The 17,520-nt window shown below is 32.1% G+C and carries 16 protein-coding genes and 1 tRNA gene; 16 read left to right on the top strand and 1 reads right to left on the bottom strand.

Annotation, left to right across the window (positions count from 1 at the left end; all coding sequences use genetic code 11):
- Positions 1-9: 9 nt before the first annotated feature.
- A complete protein-coding gene (locus G7082_RS02590) occupies positions 10-1,473 on the top strand; it encodes a flotillin family protein (protein WP_166033628.1) in 1,464 nt (487 codons plus the stop codon).
- 49 nt (positions 1,474-1,522) lie between these two features.
- Here the strand turns inward: G7082_RS02590 and G7082_RS02585 are convergent, their stop codons facing one another.
- The gene (locus tag G7082_RS02585; RefSeq protein WP_166033627.1) at positions 1,523-2,155 is read right to left on the bottom strand and encodes a hypothetical protein; all 633 of its coding nucleotides are present in this window, start codon (positions 2,153-2,155) and stop codon (positions 1,523-1,525) included.
- A 106-nt stretch (positions 2,156-2,261) separates the two neighbouring features.
- Here G7082_RS02585 and G7082_RS02580 point away from each other — a divergent pair, with 106 nt between their 5' ends.
- The 15 genes from G7082_RS02580 to G7082_RS02510 all read left to right on the top strand — a co-directional run bounded on the left by G7082_RS02580 (position 2,262) and on the right by G7082_RS02510 (position 17,514).
- On the top strand, positions 2,262-3,212 hold the full coding sequence (locus G7082_RS02580) for an aromatic acid exporter family protein (protein ID WP_166033625.1): 951 nt from the start codon (positions 2,262-2,264) through the stop codon (positions 3,210-3,212).
- 112 nt (positions 3,213-3,324) lie between these two features.
- On the top strand, positions 3,325-3,879 hold the full coding sequence (locus tag G7082_RS02575) for a hypothetical protein (RefSeq protein WP_166033623.1): 555 nt from the start codon (positions 3,325-3,327) through the stop codon (positions 3,877-3,879).
- Positions 3,880-3,897: 18 nt separating this feature from the next.
- Positions 3,898-4,647 (top strand): M15 family metallopeptidase, encoded by a 750-nt coding sequence (locus tag G7082_RS02570; RefSeq protein WP_166033621.1) that lies wholly within the window; start codon positions 3,898-3,900, stop codon positions 4,645-4,647.
- Positions 4,647-5,279 (top strand): glycoside hydrolase family 73 protein, encoded by a 633-nt coding sequence (locus tag G7082_RS02565; RefSeq protein WP_238842682.1) that lies wholly within the window; start codon positions 4,647-4,649, stop codon positions 5,277-5,279. Before G7082_RS02570 ends, G7082_RS02565 begins: the two co-directional genes overlap by 1 nt.
- Positions 5,280-5,331: 52 nt before the next feature.
- Entirely contained in the window at positions 5,332-6,021 is a 690-nt protein-coding gene (locus tag G7082_RS02560) for a beta/alpha barrel domain-containing protein (RefSeq protein WP_166033619.1), read from the top strand.
- A 25-nt stretch (positions 6,022-6,046) separates the two neighbouring features.
- Positions 6,047-6,844, top strand: a complete 798-nt coding sequence (gene lepB / locus G7082_RS02555; protein ID WP_166033617.1) for a signal peptidase I — start codon at positions 6,047-6,049, stop codon at positions 6,842-6,844.
- Between the two features lie 436 nt (positions 6,845-7,280).
- Positions 7,281-7,664: a DUF1149 family protein gene (locus tag G7082_RS02550; protein WP_166033615.1), complete on the top strand. Its 384-nt coding sequence runs from the start codon at positions 7,281-7,283 to the stop codon at positions 7,662-7,664.
- Positions 7,665-7,805: 141 nt separating this feature from the next.
- Positions 7,806-8,537: a metallophosphoesterase gene (locus G7082_RS02545; RefSeq protein ID WP_166033613.1), complete on the top strand. Its 732-nt coding sequence runs from the start codon at positions 7,806-7,808 to the stop codon at positions 8,535-8,537.
- A gap of 30 nt (positions 8,538-8,567) precedes the next feature.
- Entirely contained in the window at positions 8,568-10,766 is a 2,199-nt protein-coding gene (locus G7082_RS02540) for a coiled-coil domain-containing protein (protein WP_166033611.1), read from the top strand.
- Between the two features lie 3 nt (positions 10,767-10,769).
- On the top strand, positions 10,770-12,944 hold the full coding sequence (locus tag G7082_RS02535) for a Tex family protein (RefSeq protein ID WP_166033609.1): 2,175 nt from the start codon (positions 10,770-10,772) through the stop codon (positions 12,942-12,944).
- Between the two features lie 2 nt (positions 12,945-12,946).
- The gene (locus tag G7082_RS02530) at positions 12,947-13,399 is read left to right on the top strand and encodes a SprT family protein (protein WP_166035998.1); all 453 of its coding nucleotides are present in this window, start codon (positions 12,947-12,949) and stop codon (positions 13,397-13,399) included.
- Positions 13,400-13,443: 44 nt separating this feature from the next.
- Positions 13,444-13,529, top strand: a tRNA-Leu gene (locus tag G7082_RS02525).
- Positions 13,530-13,603: 74 nt separating this feature from the next.
- On the top strand, positions 13,604-15,064 hold the full coding sequence (locus G7082_RS02520; RefSeq protein WP_166033607.1) for an AcpB/EbpR/MafR family transcriptional regulator: 1,461 nt from the start codon (positions 13,604-13,606) through the stop codon (positions 15,062-15,064).
- A 241-nt stretch (positions 15,065-15,305) separates the two neighbouring features.
- Entirely contained in the window at positions 15,306-15,977 is a 672-nt protein-coding gene (locus tag G7082_RS02515) for a hypothetical protein (protein ID WP_166033605.1), read from the top strand.
- A gap of 19 nt (positions 15,978-15,996) precedes the next feature.
- On the top strand, positions 15,997-17,514 hold the full coding sequence (locus tag G7082_RS02510) for a glycosyltransferase (protein ID WP_166033603.1): 1,518 nt from the start codon (positions 15,997-15,999) through the stop codon (positions 17,512-17,514).
- The last annotated feature ends 6 nt before the right edge of the window (positions 17,515-17,520 follow it).

The following is a 17,520-nucleotide window of genomic DNA, read 5'->3' as shown; positions in this document are numbered from 1 at the left end:
GGTTAAGTTATGGGAATTTTATTTTTACCAATCGTCTTAGTTGGGATTATTTTATTAATGTTATTAGTTGTGTTTGTTTCAAAATATCAAACAGCTAAACCAGATGAAGCGTTGATTATTAGTGGTAGTTATCTAGGTACTAAAAATGTTCATCAAGATCAAGGTGGCAATAAATTGAAGATTGTTCGTGGGGGCGGAGCTTTTGTTTTACCTGTGTTCCAACGATCAAATCGACTAAGTCTACTTTCAAGTAAATTAGATGTGTCAACGCCAGAAGTATATACAGAACAAGGTGTACCGGTTATGGCTGATGGAACATCAATCATCAAAATTGGTTCTTCTGTTGAAGAAATAGCCACTGCGGCAGAACAATTCTTAGGAAAAACACGTGAGGAATTAGAAAATGAAGCCCGTGAAGTACTAGAAGGTCACTTACGTTCAATCTTAGGATCAATGACGGTAGAAGAAATTTATCAAAATCGTGATAAATTTAGTCAAAGTGTCCAAGAAGTAGCCAGTGTGGACTTAGCTAAAATGGGTCTGATTATTGTATCATTTACGATTAAAGATGTTCGAGATAAAAATGGTTACTTAGACTCACTAGGTAAGCCACGTATCGCTCAAGTTAAACGTGATGCTGAGATTGCTGAAGCCGAAGCTCTAAAAGAAACACGTATAAAAAAAGCGCAAGCTGAAAAAGAATCTCAACAAGCTGAACTTGGTCGTCAAACAGAAATAGCTGAAGCGGCAAAAGAAAAAGAATTAAAATTAGCAGCTTATAAGCAAGAACAAGATATTGCTAAAGCCAAAGCCGATCAAGCTTATAATTTAGAAAGTGCCGTTGCTCAACAACAAGTAGTGGCTCAAGAGATGGAAGTTAAAGTTATTGAGCGTCAAAAACAAATTGAATTAGAAGAAAAAGAAATTATTCGTCGTGAGAAACAATACGATTCAGAAGTGAAGAAAAAAGCGGATGCGGATCGTTATGCTAGAGAACAAGAAGCGTTGGCTTCAAAAGCCCGTGAAGTAGCTGAAGCCGAAGCTGAAAAATTCAGAATCGAATCAATGGCAGAAGCGAACGCCTCACAAGTACGCATGGATGGACAAGCGCGAGCAGATGCTATTTTAGCTCAAGGTCAAGCAGAAGCCCAAGCAAAAGAAAAAATCGCCGAAGCCTTCAAACAATACGGTGAAGCTGCTGTTTTAAGTATGGTACTTGAAATGTTACCAGAACTTGTTAAAGAAGCATCTCAACCACTTGGCAATATCGAAAAAATTTCAGTTGTGGATACAGGTCAAGGTGGGAAAGATAGTGGAGCTAATCGTATTACAAATTATGCAACCAATCTTTTAGCTTCTTCTCAAGAAACTTTGAAAGAAACAACAGGTCTTGATGTGAAAGATTTATTAGAGAGTTTTGCCTCTAAAGGATCTAAAAATGTTATTAATGTAAATGATACGCCTGAAAATTAATTCTTAAAAAAAGGAGGCTAGCTCATAATTTGTGAGCTAGCCTCTTTTCCTATTTTTTAGTAGTTGATGCTTGTTTTTGGAAATTTTTACTTAAGTTTAAAGTATATTCCATATTGCTAATCGACTCTTCTGCAACCATTGTAACAGAACCATATGTCCGGTTAATAATGGAGCCTTGTTCAGATAGATTATCAACAGGTAGGTTTTCATATAAAAGTTCTTCTTGTTCAAAACCAGTCTCCATATAGAGAATTAAAGAATCATAGTTGTTTTCGATAATTTTTAAACTACTACTAATTAATTTAAGTTTATCATTATCTACATCAATGGCTTCTTTACTACTAATTCGTTTGATTTCTTTTTGGTATTTTTTAAGTTCTTTTTGACCAGCTACTAATTCGTCCAACAAGTCTTTTCGTTTATTGAAATTTTTATAAAGATCGCCTTCTTGTTCTTTGAAGAGACCTGTTTTAGGTTTAGCGTCTATGTCTTTTTCAAAAGAAGGTTCAATTTTTTCAACGGTTTTAAGTAGGTCTTTAAGGATTGCTTCTTGTTGTCCAATGACAACATTTAATTCTTTCGATACTGCTAAAGATTCATCTAGCTCTTGTGTGATACCGCATGATGCGATAAAAAATAAAGTGCTGAGTAAAAATGAAATGGCTAGCCATTTACGTTTCATTCTAAATTCCCCCTGTATATTCTATGATATACGAAAGCGGAAAATTCTGCTAGTATTTGAAGTAAAAGTATTTAGTTTTTTTAACGATATTACGAGGAGTGAGGCAATGAGAATTGGTTTAAGAACCATAAAAACAGTCATCGCAGCAACATTAGCTATTATGTTAGCTAATTACATTGGGTTAAAATACCCTTCCACAGCGGGGATTATCGCTATACTAAGTGTAACCAATACGAAAACCTCCTCATTCAAAGTAGGAATTGGCCGAATTATCGCCCTATTTGTTGCCATCTTGATTGCTTTTTTAAGCTATCATCTATTAGGATATACGCCAATTGCATTTGGTTTATATTTATTAATTTATATCCCCATCGCCGCAAGATTTAAAATGTCAGAGGCAATCCCAGTAAATTCTGTCTTAATGACTCATTTTTTAAATGAAAAGAGTATGTCAGGTGACTTGGTACTGAATGCAATCATGCTGTTATTGGTGGGTGTAGGCTTAGCTTTAGTGGCTAATCTATACATGCCAAATGTTGAAAAGGAAATCAAAACCAACAAAGCTAGAGTAGACGAATCAATTAAGTTTTTACTTAAAAAAATGTCAGAAACGTTAAATGACAGACGGGCTATTTTAGATTGTGACTTGATTGTTGAAGGAATTGCTAAAAGCATCAAACAAGGAGAGCAATATGCAAAAAGTCATTTAGATAATCAATTATTAAATAAAGATATTTATGAAATTAGTTATTTTCAAATGAGACGAATGCAACTTAAAGTGTTAGAAGATATGATTGATTTGATTAAAAATATTGAAGTCGAATCAGAAGTATCAGAAAAAATAAAAGAGCTTCTTGATTTTATTCAGGAAAATTATGCTGAAGATAATGACGGGATTCTTTTAAGAGAAAAAGTATCTTTAACAATGGCTCATTATGAAACGAAAGAACTGCCTCTAAGCCGTAAAGAGTTTGAAAATAGAGCAAGATTGTATCAATTTTTAACAGAAACACAAACTTTTATTGATATCAAGGTCAATTTTAATCGAGGAAAATAGTTATTAAAATTTCTTTTAAATTTGCATAAAAGATGCTTTTTTATGATGGAAAGGGTAAAATGATAGAAAGAGTTTTAACGGAAAATACAGATGTGGAAGGTGTGTGGAAAGAATGCATCAAGCAATTGTTAATATTATGTTAGACCGAATCAAAGATCAATTTGTTAGTGAAAAATTATTTTGTGAACATTTCTTAGCTATCTCTTTTGAAGAATGGCAACAATGGAAAAAAGGACAACACCCACTATCTAATGAAAAAATGCAAAAGTTAAAGAGTTTATTCTCTGATTACGAGTGGATGTTAATTCAAAAAATTGCTAGACAAACAATTCTCTTCCCAGAGAAACGAAACTATGTGGTTTCTGAGTATAAACGACTTAAATCAATTATCGCTAAAGAGTGGATTAAAACAGGCATGACAAAAGTTGAAATGGTTACCCAGCAGAGTGTTTCAGATAAAAAAGAAACAGTCTATCCAAAAAAAAATATGGTGAATTTACGTATTATGATGAGTTACGGTGAATGGGGATACGATGACATTTTAGAGTTTTGTATGCCAGGAGTGATTCAACAGCAAATTGCTGAAGCTCAAATTGATTTAATAGAATGGGTAGACGAAAATTTAATCGATACCTATAACCAAAGTGTAGATGAAGTAAAAGAGTAAGGGGAAATGTAGAGATTTATGGCAAAAAAAATATTTATCGGAATTACCTGTTTATTTATCTGCTTAGCAATCATTTTTCATACCCAAAAAAATGATCAATCAAGTAAAGAAACAACTGAATCGACACACGTTATTGTTAAAGAAGAGACCAAGCAAACAACGCAGCCTCTACCTGGAAAATTAGCTGATTGGAATCTGATTTTAGTTAACAATGAACATAAAATAGAAGAGGAACCAACCAATTTAAAAGAATTACCAGATGGTCATAAAGTGGATAGCCGAATCTATGATGACTACTTGGCTCTTTCTGAGGCAGCCAAAAAAGCTGGCTTTGAGTTAACGATAATTTCATCTTACAGATCTGTTGCTGAACAGGAAGAAATTGTAGCAAGAGATACACAAAATTATCTGGATCAAGGTCACTCAGAAGAAGAAGCTAAAGAATTAGCCATGAAATATTTAACCGTTCCAGGTTTAAGTGAACACCATACAGGTTTAGCACTAGACGTACTTGATACAAAATGGTACGAAGATGGTAACACCTTAGAAGAGGCTTTTGGTGAAACAGATGCCGGTAAATGGTTAGCCCAAAATGTTAAAAATTATGGTTTTGTGATTCGCTATGAAAAAGGCAAAGAAAAAACCACAGGAATTAATTATGAACCCTGGCATATTCGGTATGTTGGCAAAGAAAATGCTGAGTACATGACAAAGCATCAACTTGTTTTAGAAGAGTATATCGAACAACTAAAAAAAGTAGGTAAATAATGGCAAAAAGAAAAAGAAAAAATTACGCCCCCGTAGGCTTGAATAAAATCCCCATTTTTTTAAGTATGATTATTATAGGTATTGGCATATTTGTTTTCATGTTAAGCTTAAAAGGACTGACTGGCCCAAATAATGAAGTAACCGCTCCTATAGAAGACCCTAATTTAGCAAATGAAGAATTTATTAATCAATTAGTCCCTGTCGCAAAAGAACTCCATCAAGCATATGGTATCTTACCGAGTATTATATTAGGTCAAGCCATTTTAGAATCTGATTGGGGACGTAGTGAACTGAGCGCTAAATATAACAATTTATTTGGAATAAAATCATTTAGTCCTCATGACGATTCTGTTAAACTAAAGACAAAAGAATTTAAAGATGGTAAATGGATTGAAATTAATGCTAATTTTAAAGTGTATGCGAGTTGGGGAGATTGTATGAGAGATCATACGTTGTTATTTGTAAATGGCGTTGATTGGGATCCTTATTTGTATCAAGGGGTTTTATTAGCCTCTGATTACACAACGGCAGCTAATGCCCTTCAAAGTGCAGGTTACGCCACTGATCCAAACTATGCATCAAAAATAATTAGTGTGATTGAAAAAAATAAATTATATCAATATGACAAATAAAAGCCACAAGCCGGTTACTTGGTGACTGGCTTTTTATGTAGGAGGAGATATCATGAAAAAAGAAAAAAGATTAATTCCAGAAATAGTCACACCCCTTAGAAAAGATACGATCAATGTGCCCAATGTGATTCGTGAGTGTACTGGGATTAAAATTTTTGGTAAGCGAATTAAATCTATTTGTTATTCAACCGATATTGCTATTATAAGAAATATTGATGCAGATGCAGTCATTGCTGTTTATCCTTTTACACCTCATCCAACGATTACGAAATGCATTATTGAAGCAGCAGATGTACCTGTTTTTTCTGGTGTGGGTGGTGGTTTGACACAAGGAAATCGATCAGTCAATATGAGTATGTTCGCAGAAGCCAATGGATCGATTGGAGTGGTTGTAAATGCGCCAACGTCAAAAGAAACCATTTATGATATTTCACAAATGATTGATATTCCTATTATTGGGACGATTACCTCTGAATTTACAGATGTGAGAGAAAAAATTGAAGCAGGAGTTAAAATATTAAATGTGAGTGGTGGTAAAGATACCGCTCATATTGTGAGATTAATCCGCAAAGACTTTCCTGATTTTCCAATTATGGCTACAGGTGGTCCAACGGAGGAATCAATCATTGAAACCATAGAGGCTGGTGCGAATGCAATTACGTACACTCCACCAACTAATGGAACACTATTTAGTAAGAAAATGAATGTTTACCGCGAACAAGAACGCTTAGATAATGAATGACACTCTATGTAGAAGGAGCTAGATTTTGAATAAGAAGGAAAAGAAAATCCCGGAGATGGATATGAACACGAATCCGGTTTGGGGTGTTTTATCTAATAAACATTTTCCTAAAAAGAAAAATACGGGAAAAAAGAAACGAAAAAAGAAACACTCAGAGGCCTCAATTGATGAGGATTTAAAAAAAATGTTTGTAGAAATAGAAGAAAAACAAGCGCTAAAAAAAGCAATGAATGAGAAACAAAAAGCCAAAAAGAAATGGCGTATACAATTGACACCCTTTCATTTAGTTGTCATAGGATTAGTTGTGATTATTTTAAGTGTATCAGGTATTATTTTATTTAAGTACGATCGTTATGAAACAGCAACTAAAAGTATGGAAGCTCAAATTACAACAGGTGAAACGTTACTTTACCAAAAAGGATCAGCCGTCTCTCGGTTTGATGTGGTATTAGTTGAGCACGAAGGTAAAGAAGAATTGTTAAGAGTTATTGGAATGCCTGGCGATACGATTCAAATGAAGGACGATATTTTAACGGTCAATCACTCTAATTACGAAGAGAGTTACCTAAAAAATAATTTTATTAATTTCAAGTATGAAAAGAAAAATGCAAAAAAAGTGTATACCTCTAATTTTGATACCGAGCATATTGTTGGTTTGGACAAAGGAACTAAGAATATTCCGGAGAGAAAGTATTTTCTTTTGGGAGATAATAGACAAAAGGTGGCGGATAGCCGTCAGCTAGGGTTATATGATGAAAACGAGATTAAAGGAATGATTAAAATGAGTATATTTCCCTTAAAAACGGCGAGACCGATTCATTAATTAATAAAAATTATTTAAATTAAATAGTCTTGACTGCACAACTAAACTTATTTATCAGTTTAGTTATGCAGTTTTTTGTTTTTTTTTGCAAATAAATAAGAAAAACCTGGATTTAAATAACGATTTTAAGAAATGGTTATTGATAATAGACAAAAACTTTTATTTATTATAAATAGATTATTAATTAAAAAAACTTTTCTAAAGTCTGTGAAATAAGCTGTAACAGTTGTGTAATAAGGTTATTTAAGAAAAGTTAAAGGGTATCTTTTATGAAAAATGTAGGGATTCTAATGAATATAAAATATAACATAATGAGCATATTAAAAGGAGATTGTAATTTTAGATTTCTTTTAAGCGTAATTTATTGTAAAATAGAAGAGGAGAAATAATATTAAAAAATTATAAATTAGAAAAAGTTGAAAGAGGTCGTTTTTTTATGGAATTAATCAGACAACAAGAATTTGTTCAAGGGTTTCACTATGATGCATTACCAGAAGATCACACAGAGGAAACAGCAATTAATGTCAGCTTAAATCCCTTTGAAATTAAAGATGAAATGGAAATTGAAGCAGAAACAAATTCTATTTTAGGTTTAAGAATTGAATTTAAAATTGTTTTGGAAAAAGTCATTTTATCAGGAGATGTGGCACAATTTGTACAAGTTGTTGATCGTAAAATTGATAAGATTGAAGATTTAACATCCGATGAAGTGAACGAACTTGTTAGACCATTATTTGTTTTAATTGAACGTATGGCTTTTGAATTAACAGAGATTGCTTTAGATGCGCCTGGTGTTCAATTGAACTTCTCACAAGGATAATTTGTCGATTTAGTCATACACACACTTAAATAGTCAGTTTTTTAATAATGAAAATCAACTAGTTTAAGAAAGCGTAAGTTTATGCAACATGAAGAGGTTGGGACTTAACAGTCAACCTCTTTTTATTTAGGAGGGATATAAATGAAAAAATATCTATTTGTTATAGGTGATATACACGGGGAATATGATTTGTTTAAATCTCTCTTAGAACATGTGGATGATAGCTTACATCAATTGGTTTTGATAGGTGATTTATTAGATCGAGGGAAAAAATCTAAAGAATGCTTAATGTTAGGGTATCGATTAGTTAAGGATAGACAAGCGATATATTTACGAGGTAATCATGAACAAATATTTTTAGATTTTTTGAAAGATCCTGAAAATAGATATCCAAACTATCTTTTAAATGGTGGTGGGGAAACCATCGAAAGTTTATTACACAAAGGCGCGCTAGAAGAATACTCACCTACAGAAATTTCACTAATGATTCAATCAAGGTACAAAGAATTGATTGGGTTTTTAGATACTCTACCATATTATTTTGAGTGGAAAGACTATGTCTGTGTTCATGCTGGGGTTAATCTACAATTAAAAAATTGGCAAGACACCTCACATAGAGATTTCTTATGGATCCGAGGAGAATTTCATCACACTATGAATAGAACAGATAAAACCTTTGTTTTTGGACATACGCCAAGTAGTTATTTGTATAAAGATGATACTAAAACTAAATTATGGTTATTTGATCGTAAGGTAGGACTTGATGGTGGCGGTGTCTACGGAGGATCGATTCACGGGGTTATTTTTAGTGAAGAGGGAATTGTTCAAGACGTTGAATATTTTAATAACCAAAAATGGGAACCCAAGTTTTAAAAGGACTGCTATAAAAGAGAGGGATAAAAAATGGAAATGAATCAGTTTAATATAAATTATCGAATTTTTAAAAAAGAGAGAATTAAAAACAATAATCGTAGTATGCTGCTAGTACCAAAACAGCAAGATTTAGGTAATTTTAATCAGTTAGAGCTTAGTTGGAAAAATGACTTGTTAGAAGAAACCTATCTTTCCATTGTTGGACGTGTCACGATCAAGGAATGGGAAAGAATACTAGGAGCTTATCCGATTAATCGTGCCTTTTTACAAGTTAAAGAGGATCAAACGATTAAATTTTTAATTAGTTTTAAAGTAGCAGAAGAATTATCCGGAACTGAAATTAGAAATATCATTTTTACAGCAACCAATATTTTAAATGAATGTTTGGAAAAGGTAACTAAAAAGATAGTTGGAGAACAAGCTTTAGGCTCTTATTTATCTGATATGGAAGAAGATATATCTAGTACCTCACCTGCAATGAATTACGAAAATCGTTTGAAAGAACAAGATGATCGTATTAAACAAATGACCTTAGAAGCTAAAAAACAAGAAGATTTTTTACAAAGCTTAAATCAAATGGAAAAAAGTATCGATGCTAAAATGCTCTCAACAGAAAATGCTTTATTAGCGGATATTAATAATCTTCAAGGTAAATTAGCTTCATATGAAAAACAAGTAGAAGCTTTTCGAGTGAAGGAACAACGTTTAACCGAGGAAAACAACCAATTAAGAGGTAGTAGTAGCCAACAAACCTTAACTTATGAAACTAAAATTCAAGAAGCAACTGCTTTAATGTATCAAAAAGAAAATCAAATTGAACAATTAAATACAGAGATTAAAGGGTACGTTAGAGAAATCCAGGCCTTAACAACCAAAGACAACATCAACTCTGAGATGAACATTCAATTAGATAAAGCGAATTTGAAATTAAATGAGATGTTGAAACAAAATAAATTAGATACAAGTCGCTTGGAACAAATGTCTCTAATTGAAACAAAACTTAAAGAAGTTTTTAAAGAAAAGCTGGTTTTAAAAACACAATTAGCAGATGCACAACGAGCAGTTCAACAATATGAAAACACCAATAATCGTTTAAATGAATCTTTAGAAAAATTACAAACCAATCAGGAAAATCTTATTGGAAAAGCACGAGAAGATCATAGTTATTTAGAAAACAATTTGAAAGAAATTGAAAAACAAATGACTTTGGAGAAAAATGAATATCAAAAAGTAATGATTGAGTTAAAAGAAGTGAACAAAAAGTTAGCTCAAGAAAAAATGAATAGCGAATCAAAGGTTAAAGAAGTCAGCCAGTTCGAAAAGAAATTTAAAAACTATGAAGTAAGTAAGCAAGAATTAGAAAATGAAAATAAATCGTTAGAAGAAGAACTTCTTCAAAAAAATATTCAAGTTAAAAATATCCAGGTCACTAATGATTTACTAAAAGAAAAAATCGAAACCCTAGAAGTCAAGCAAGAAAAATTTGCTCATATGGGTGATTGGGAAGAAAAATATGAAACACTAGAAACCAAATACACAGAACTAAATAATGAAGCTTATTCTTATCGTCAAGAAATTCATTTGTTAACCACTCAAATTGAAAAACTAGAGGCACGTATTACTAGCGAGATAGCTACACCAGAAGTTAACTTTAAAGAAGTAACTAAGCCCGTCGAGCCTGCTAAACAACCTGCAGTAGAAGAGAGCATTACTGATGACGAAGATTATGATTACGAATACGATTATGACTATGAATACTTCACTTATGAAGCAGACCCTTATGTAGAAGATGTGGTGACAGAAGAGTTAATCAATATTAGAAAGAAAGATCAAGTCAAAGATGAAGAAAGAATCCAAGAGTATTTAAGTTCATTTGATACAGATGATTACACAGATGTGAGAATCAAATCATCTGAATATAAAAAATACATCATGGCATTCAAATTTTTAACCTTCAGATGGGATCAAGTTTTCATTATGGATGATACAGATAAAAATACTGCCTTTTTAGAATGGTGCTCACCTTTCATTGAAGATGTGGAAGATTTCCAAGAAGATCTAGAATATGAAGTAAAAAAATCAATTTTCAATAAAAAATATGTTACCATGGATAAGTCGACTTTAAATCTTTTAAAAGGTTATAGTGAGTTGTCTACTTATTTAGATACGTATTATTTAAAAGTATCGTATTACATTGATAAATATTTTTTTAATGAGGGGAAGCAGTAAAAAATGCAAGAACAACAAGCTTTTAAATTACTAGAAAAAGAATTAAAGAGTTATAAAAGTACCCAGTTAACAACTGTCTTGAAACTTTTAGAAGAAGGCAATACAGTGCCTTTTATCGCAAGATACCGTAAAGAAATGACAGGTAGCTTGGATGAGGTTCAAATTCGTGAAATAGAAGATAGATACAGTTACTTACAAGGGTTAGTTAAACGTAAAGAAGAAGTCTTACGTATTATCGAAGAACAAGGTAAATTAACCGAAGAGTTAGCTAAAAAAATTAAAGCGTCAAAAAAAATGCAACAAGTGGAAGATTTATATCGTCCCTTTAAACAAAAGAGAAGAACGAAAGCAACGATTGCTAAAGAAAGTGGTTTAGAACCTTTTGCAACATGGTTATTATCTTTCCCAATGAACGAAAATGTTGAAACGAAAGCTGAAACCTTTATTAATCCAGAAAAAGATGTGAAGGATGTTAAAGACGTTTTAGCAGGAGCTCATGAAATCATTGCTGAAATGATTAGTGATGAACCAAGTTATCGTGAGTGGTTAAGAGAATTTGTTTGGCAAAATGGTATTTTTGAAACAGCTGAAAAAGACAAAAGTTTAGATGAAACTGAAGTTTATGAGATGTACTATAGTTTCAATGAACCAGTTAAAAAAATCGCTTCTCACCGCGTATTAGCAGCTAACCGTGGGGAAAAAGAGGGTGTCATTAAGGCAGGTCTTTCAGTTGACGAAGTACGAATCTTTAATTATTTAGATAAAAAAATTATCACTAATGAAGCAAGTTCTGCAGCTAGTTATGTAAGAGCGGCTTATGAAGATAGTTATAAACGTTTTATTGGTCCTGCAATTGAGCGTGAAATCCGTGGAGAATTAACGGACAAAGCAGATGAACAAGCCATCGCTATTTTTGGTGAAAACTTAAGAAACCTATTATTACAATCCCCATTAAAAGGAAAAGTTGTTTTAGGATTTGACCCAGCCTATAGAACAGGTTGTAAGTTAGCGGTTGTGGATGCTACTGGTAAATTACTTGCAGTGAAGGTGATTTATCCACATAAACCAGCTTCCCAAGCTAAAAGAAGTGAAGCACCGAAAGAATTAATCTCTTTTATTGAAGAATATAAGGTAGAGATGATCGCTATTGGTAACGGAACAGCTAGTCGTGAATCTGAATTATTCGTTTCAGAACAAATGAAACAAATTAAACGTGAAGTTTTTTATGTGATTGTAAATGAAGCAGGGGCTTCTGTTTATTCTGCAAGTGCCATTGCCCGTGAAGAATTCCCAGATTTACAAGTCGAAGAACGTAGTGCTGCAAGTATCGCCAGACGTTTGCAAGATCCTTTAGCCGAGCTCGTGAAGATTGATCCTAAAGCTGTTGGTGTGGGTCAATATCAACATGATGTGGCTCAAAAACGTTTAACAGAACAACTGGACTTTGTTGTGGAAACAGCGGTGAACCAAGTGGGTGTTAATGTGAATACAGCCAGTGCCCAATTATTACAACATGTTTCTGGGTTAAACAAAACAACTGCTAAAAATGTAGTCTTATTTAGAGAAGAAAATGGTATTTTCAATAGTCGAACTGAGCTAAAAAAAGTACCTCGCTTAGGACCTAAAGCTTACGAACAAGCGGTCGGATTTTTAAGAATTCCAGATGGAAAAAACATTTTAGATAATACAGGGATTCATCCAGAAAGTTATGCAACGGTTAAGAGTTTACTTAAAGAAGTTAATATTTCTCTAGCGGAACTAGGAACGAAAGAAGCCACAGACGTGTTAAACAAACTATCTGTGGATAACTTAAGTGAGTCTCTTGAAATCGGTAAAGAAACATTAGAAGATGTGTTAAAAGCACTCTTACAACCAGGAAGAGACATGCGTGACGAAATGCCGGCGCCACTTTTAAGACAAGATGTGTTAAGCATGGATGATTTAAAAGCTGGAATGGAAATGCAAGGAACGGTTCGTAACGTTGTGGATTTTGGTGCTTTTGTTGATATTGGTGTGAAACAAGATGGTATGGTGCATATCTCAAAATTAAGCACGAAATTTGTTAAGCATCCAACTGATGTTGTCGCTGTGGGTGATGTGGTCACTGTTTGGGTTGATTCAGTAGATATAAAAAAACAACGTATCGCTCTATCAATGATCCCAATTGCCAAAAAATAATGATGACAAATGAAGAATTACAAAAATTAGTTGAAGAAATTTCACTTCAATTTTTTAAGAAACCATTTAATCATCAAGCATCCTTCAATAAACGATTAAAAACAACTGGTGGCAGGTATCATTTATCTAGCCACCAGTTAGATTTTAATCCTCTTGTTTTAGAAAAGCACGGAGAAGAAGAATTGATTGGTGTGATTAAACACGAGTTATGTCATTATCATTTACATCTTGAAAATAGAGGCTATCAACATAAGGATCAGGATTTTAAACAACTTTTAAAAGCGACAGGTGGTAGTCGGTTTGTTAAAACCCTTGTGGAAAAGAAAGAGATTCGCTTACAAAGTTATCAATGTCAAACATGTGGAGCTTTGATTAAACGTAAGCGACGTGTTAATACAGAAAAATTTGGTTGTCAGTGCGGAGGAACTCTTAAGCATTTGACAAAAACTAAATAAATCGTTATAGTTTTAAATGTATTTGTTTTATAAAAAACAAATAGGCGAGAATGGCGGAATTGGCAGACGCGCAAGACTAAGGATCTTGTAGAGAATATTCTCTGTGAGGGTTCGAGTCCCTTTTCTCGCATAGAATTGATAGAAAAAGACTGAGGGATGTGTTGTTAATCAGTCTTTTTTTATTGTAGTTAAGGAGGCGATTAGTTGAATATTTTAGACCTTTTAGATAAGCCTGATATGACACAAATCAAAGTCATTCAAAAATTATTGAATGAAGGTGGTGTCGCATCTGTTAAGGACTTAGGTGCACAGTCAAAAGTATCAACCGCATCGTTAAATAAATACTTAAAAGAAATGAATGAAAGAGTAAAAGAAATTAATCCAGATATTGATTTAGTGTTAGAAGATAAAAAAATTGAAATCAACATTCCAAATTATTTTAACTTTCAACACATATTAATTCATTATCTAACAGACTCAATCAATTGCAAAATTATTATGTATATGAGTAAACATGATGGAGTTTCTTTAACACAATTAACACAAGAATTAGCAATAAGTGAAGCAACGTTATTTAGACGCTTAAAAGATATAAATAAAATTATTAGTGAATTTAATATTCAAATTAAAAATGCTCGATTTGTTGGAGATGAACTACAAATACGGTATTTTTTATTTGAGTTTTATAACCACGCGTTACCAATTAATGTGATTAATTATCACACCCTAGATGATTCAATCGTGTTGCTGATTGAGAACCTTTCAAAAGAACTAGGTGTCCCTATAGAAGAAAAAAACTATTATCATTTATATTTATGGTTATTAATAAGTAAGAGACGAGAATTACAGGGAACCAGCTTAGAAATTGATCAACAAGAAATTTATCGAAAATTATGTCCTGATCCTTTTTTTCAAGCAGTTTATAAAACCAACGAAACACCATTAGGTAGTACTTCTGCTATTCAGACAGAAACAGACATTATCTGTTTATTTGTTTTCTTCATATCGACTTATATTTATGAAAAGCCTTTATCCGATGAACAATATGTTTATTTTTTAAAAAATGAATTTTTAAAGGATATTATAAACTTAACTGAAAATACCTTAGAGACAATTGGGCGTTATTATCCACTAGAGAATATGGAAGAAGCTTTAATTTGGCATATTGAATGTAATTTGTTTCAACTACATTTTAGATTAGTTCATTTTAATAGTTATATTAGTTATTTTGAATCGGATTACATGATGTCTAACCAAGCAGATGATCATATCAGTCAAATTGTTAATGATGTTATTTATGAACATTTGACTTTCTTTAACTTAACAATTTCACCAGCTATCTATGACCATGTGTTTGCTAATTATCGATTTATACTTCAGACTGTTGAAAGTCAATGTGTCAAATCGATTAAGGTAGGCCTAGCTATTCAAGTAAATTATTTAGCTCAACAAGATATTTTGAATTATTTAGAAAAGGTCTTTACAAAAGAGTTTAAATTGACCTTAAAAATTGCTGAAGTGGATGAGATGTATGATGTGTTAATCACAGATATCTTTCTAACAGATAGCTCCTTTAAATTTAAAGAAATTTACGTTATAAACGACGGATTAAATATGTATGATGAAAAAATGATTAGAAAAATATTGAGCGAATCAATAAAATAGTGATTTATTATAAGATGAAAACGATTTTTAGAGTGTAAAACTCTAAAAATCGTATTTTTTTTTCATCGTTTTCTCTTTAATGTCAATTTTTTCTGACTTAGACAAAAAAGACGATAGTTATTTTAGTTTAACTGCTGTTATATTATGATATGTATAATTAAATGATTTTTTAAACTGATTTACATTCGTTTTTTTTGTTTTTGTTATCTAAAAAAACATTTTGTGAACAAACTAATGGTATGTGAAGACTTTTAGAAAGAAGGGAAAAGGAATTAGCAAAAAAATTGTAAGAATTTCCGTTGTTATTTTAGCTTTAATTTCTTTAGCTTGTCCGATTGTTATTCGTGCAGTAAATTACAATCCTATGAAATACACCCATGATAAAAAACAAAAAACAAAGGATTTAGCTGAAGACGATCCAGTCGGAAAAGTGATGAATGATGTGAAAGACAAAGAGAAAAAAGCTTTTGAGGACAATTATAAAGCACAAAAAACAAAAGAATACGAAGAAGAGTATCAGGCATATTTAAGCCATGTTCCTTTTGGTGATTTTATTGAATTGAAAGTCAAAAATGACAGTAAAATTTCAGTGAGTCTTCAATCTGCAAAAGCATTATCTGAAGATGATGAACGTGTAGTAGCAACAAAAAAAGAAATTAGTGATGTGTCCCAATTAGTGGAAGTAAGCTACATTGTGTATGTTGCTGAGGGAGAGTTTACCTATAATGCGTCTATTTTTAAATTTCTTGATGTCAATGAAGATCAGGGGGCAGTTATCATGGATTATTCAGATCAAGGTACAACTCTTAAGAAGGGTCAAGACAAGCTGAGTACTGTATTGGTAGCTTTTAAAGGAAACGGTGATAAACTATCAGCTCAAATCGGAAACGCAGTATTCAAAGGAACAATCTAGAGAATAAAGGAATGACAATATGATTTATTGTATAACGAATGGTTTAGGTAAGAAATTACCAGGAATTGAACATAGCCAAGTTAACCGAATAAAATTGTTAAATGAATATCAGCAAGAATCAAAAATTATTACCCTATGTCATAACCCAGAATTATATGAAAATGCTAAGTTACTTTCGATTGAAGAAAATATTTTTTCAATTTATGACTATTTCCAAGAATCAATTGGTCCCAAAAATCATGTAGCAATAAATTACTATGAAAAATGGCAAAAAGGTGAAAATTATCGTATAGAGTTTGTAAAGAATACCACAGATATCAAGGTATTCTTTATGGAAGATTATATTTGTTACGTAAGGTTTTATGATAAAGAATTTCAAAAAATTAATTATATTAACTATTTTGATTCCCCTTATCAAAATAGGAGAAAAATCCGAAGAGAAATTTTTGATACACGTGGTTTTTTAAGTCAAGTTAAGATTTTAGGTGGAAAACAAAAAGTAGAACTAGAGAGTTATTATAATCCAAGTGGAAGTGAAAAATTTAGAATTTACTATAACGATAAAAAAGAAATCTCTCGAATTCATTTATTAAATTATAAAAATGAAGAACGTTATTTTAATAATAAAGAGGAATGGCAAGCATTTTTCTTTGATGAAATTAATCAACCAGATACCTGTTTTTTTACTGATAGGACTCGATTTGTAATGGATAGTATCAAGATGATGAAAACTAAAAAAAGAGTGTATCCAGTTTTTCATAGTATTCATCTAAGAGATGCCACAGATCCTGTTGGCTCAGAAATTACTTTTCCTTATCAAAAGATTTTTTCTAACTTAGATCAAGTATCGGGAGTTATTGCTTCTACTAAGCAGCAAGCATTTGAGTTGAATGAAAGACTGCCTGAAAAGCTCAAAGCTTATCCAATTCCAGTAGGGTACAGTCATGATATACCTAAACGAGACTTTTCGACTAAGAATCCTTATAAAATTGTTTGTATGGCAAGATATTATTCAGAGAAACAACTGCTTCATCAAATTAAAGTGATTCAGTCCTTAGTTCCTTCTTTTCCCGAACTTGAGTTACATTTATACGGATACGGTGATGGATCAGATGGTTTTAAAGAAGAAAAAATGTTGAAAAAATATGTAGATGAACATCAACTCAATCAGCATGTCTTTTTTAGAGGATATGTTAGAGAGATTTCTTCAGAATATGAAGATGCTGGGGTGATGCTATTAACAAGTAATTTAGAAGGCTTTTGCTTAGCCATGTTAGAAGCAGTAGAACACGGTGTTCCTGTTATTTCTTATGATATTAGGTATGGTCCAAGTGAAATTATTGTGGACGGACAAAATGGCTTTTTGGTTGAGAAGAATAATATGACGGAAATGAAAGAAAAGTTATGCTATTTGTTAGCTCATCCAGAAGTTCATCAAAAAATGTCTCAAGAATCTTATAAGATTGCCCAAAAATTTTCAAAGGATCAAATAATAAAGAAATGGCAGTTATTAATAAATAATGATGAGAACAAATAATTAGGA

This window comes from Vagococcus hydrophili, from assembly GCF_011304195.1.
GTDB classification, from domain to species: Bacteria; Bacillota; Bacilli; order Lactobacillales; family Vagococcaceae; genus Vagococcus; species Vagococcus hydrophili.
The sequence above is the reverse complement of the archived record's forward strand: the minus strand, read 5'-3'. Positions and strand labels throughout refer to the sequence as shown.

Coding starts and splice junctions, on each gene's coding strand:
- G7082_RS02585 (WP_166033627.1), bottom strand. CDS start 2,155: ATGAAACGTAAATGGCTAGCCATTTCATTTTTACTCAGCACTTTATTT.
- G7082_RS02510 (WP_166033603.1), top strand. CDS start 15,997: ATGATTTATTGTATAACGAATGGTTTAGGTAAGAAATTACCAGGAATT.
- G7082_RS02530 (WP_166035998.1), top strand. CDS start 12,947: ATGACAAATGAAGAATTACAAAAATTAGTTGAAGAAATTTCACTTCAA.
- G7082_RS02540 (WP_166033611.1), top strand. CDS start 8,568: ATGGAAATGAATCAGTTTAATATAAATTATCGAATTTTTAAAAAAGAG.
- G7082_RS02570 (WP_166033621.1), top strand. CDS start 3,898: ATGGCAAAAAAAATATTTATCGGAATTACCTGTTTATTTATCTGCTTA.
- G7082_RS02575 (WP_166033623.1), top strand. CDS start 3,325: ATGCATCAAGCAATTGTTAATATTATGTTAGACCGAATCAAAGATCAA.
- G7082_RS02560 (WP_166033619.1), top strand. CDS start 5,332: ATGAAAAAAGAAAAAAGATTAATTCCAGAAATAGTCACACCCCTTAGA.
- G7082_RS02565 (WP_238842682.1), top strand. CDS start 4,647: ATGGCAAAAAGAAAAAGAAAAAATTACGCCCCCGTAGGCTTGAATAAA.
- G7082_RS02545 (WP_166033613.1), top strand. CDS start 7,806: ATGAAAAAATATCTATTTGTTATAGGTGATATACACGGGGAATATGAT.
- G7082_RS02550 (WP_166033615.1), top strand. CDS start 7,281: ATGGAATTAATCAGACAACAAGAATTTGTTCAAGGGTTTCACTATGAT.
- G7082_RS02580 (WP_166033625.1), top strand. CDS start 2,262: ATGAGAATTGGTTTAAGAACCATAAAAACAGTCATCGCAGCAACATTA.
- G7082_RS02590 (WP_166033628.1), top strand. CDS start 10: ATGGGAATTTTATTTTTACCAATCGTCTTAGTTGGGATTATTTTATTA.
- G7082_RS02535 (WP_166033609.1), top strand. CDS start 10,770: ATGCAAGAACAACAAGCTTTTAAATTACTAGAAAAAGAATTAAAGAGT.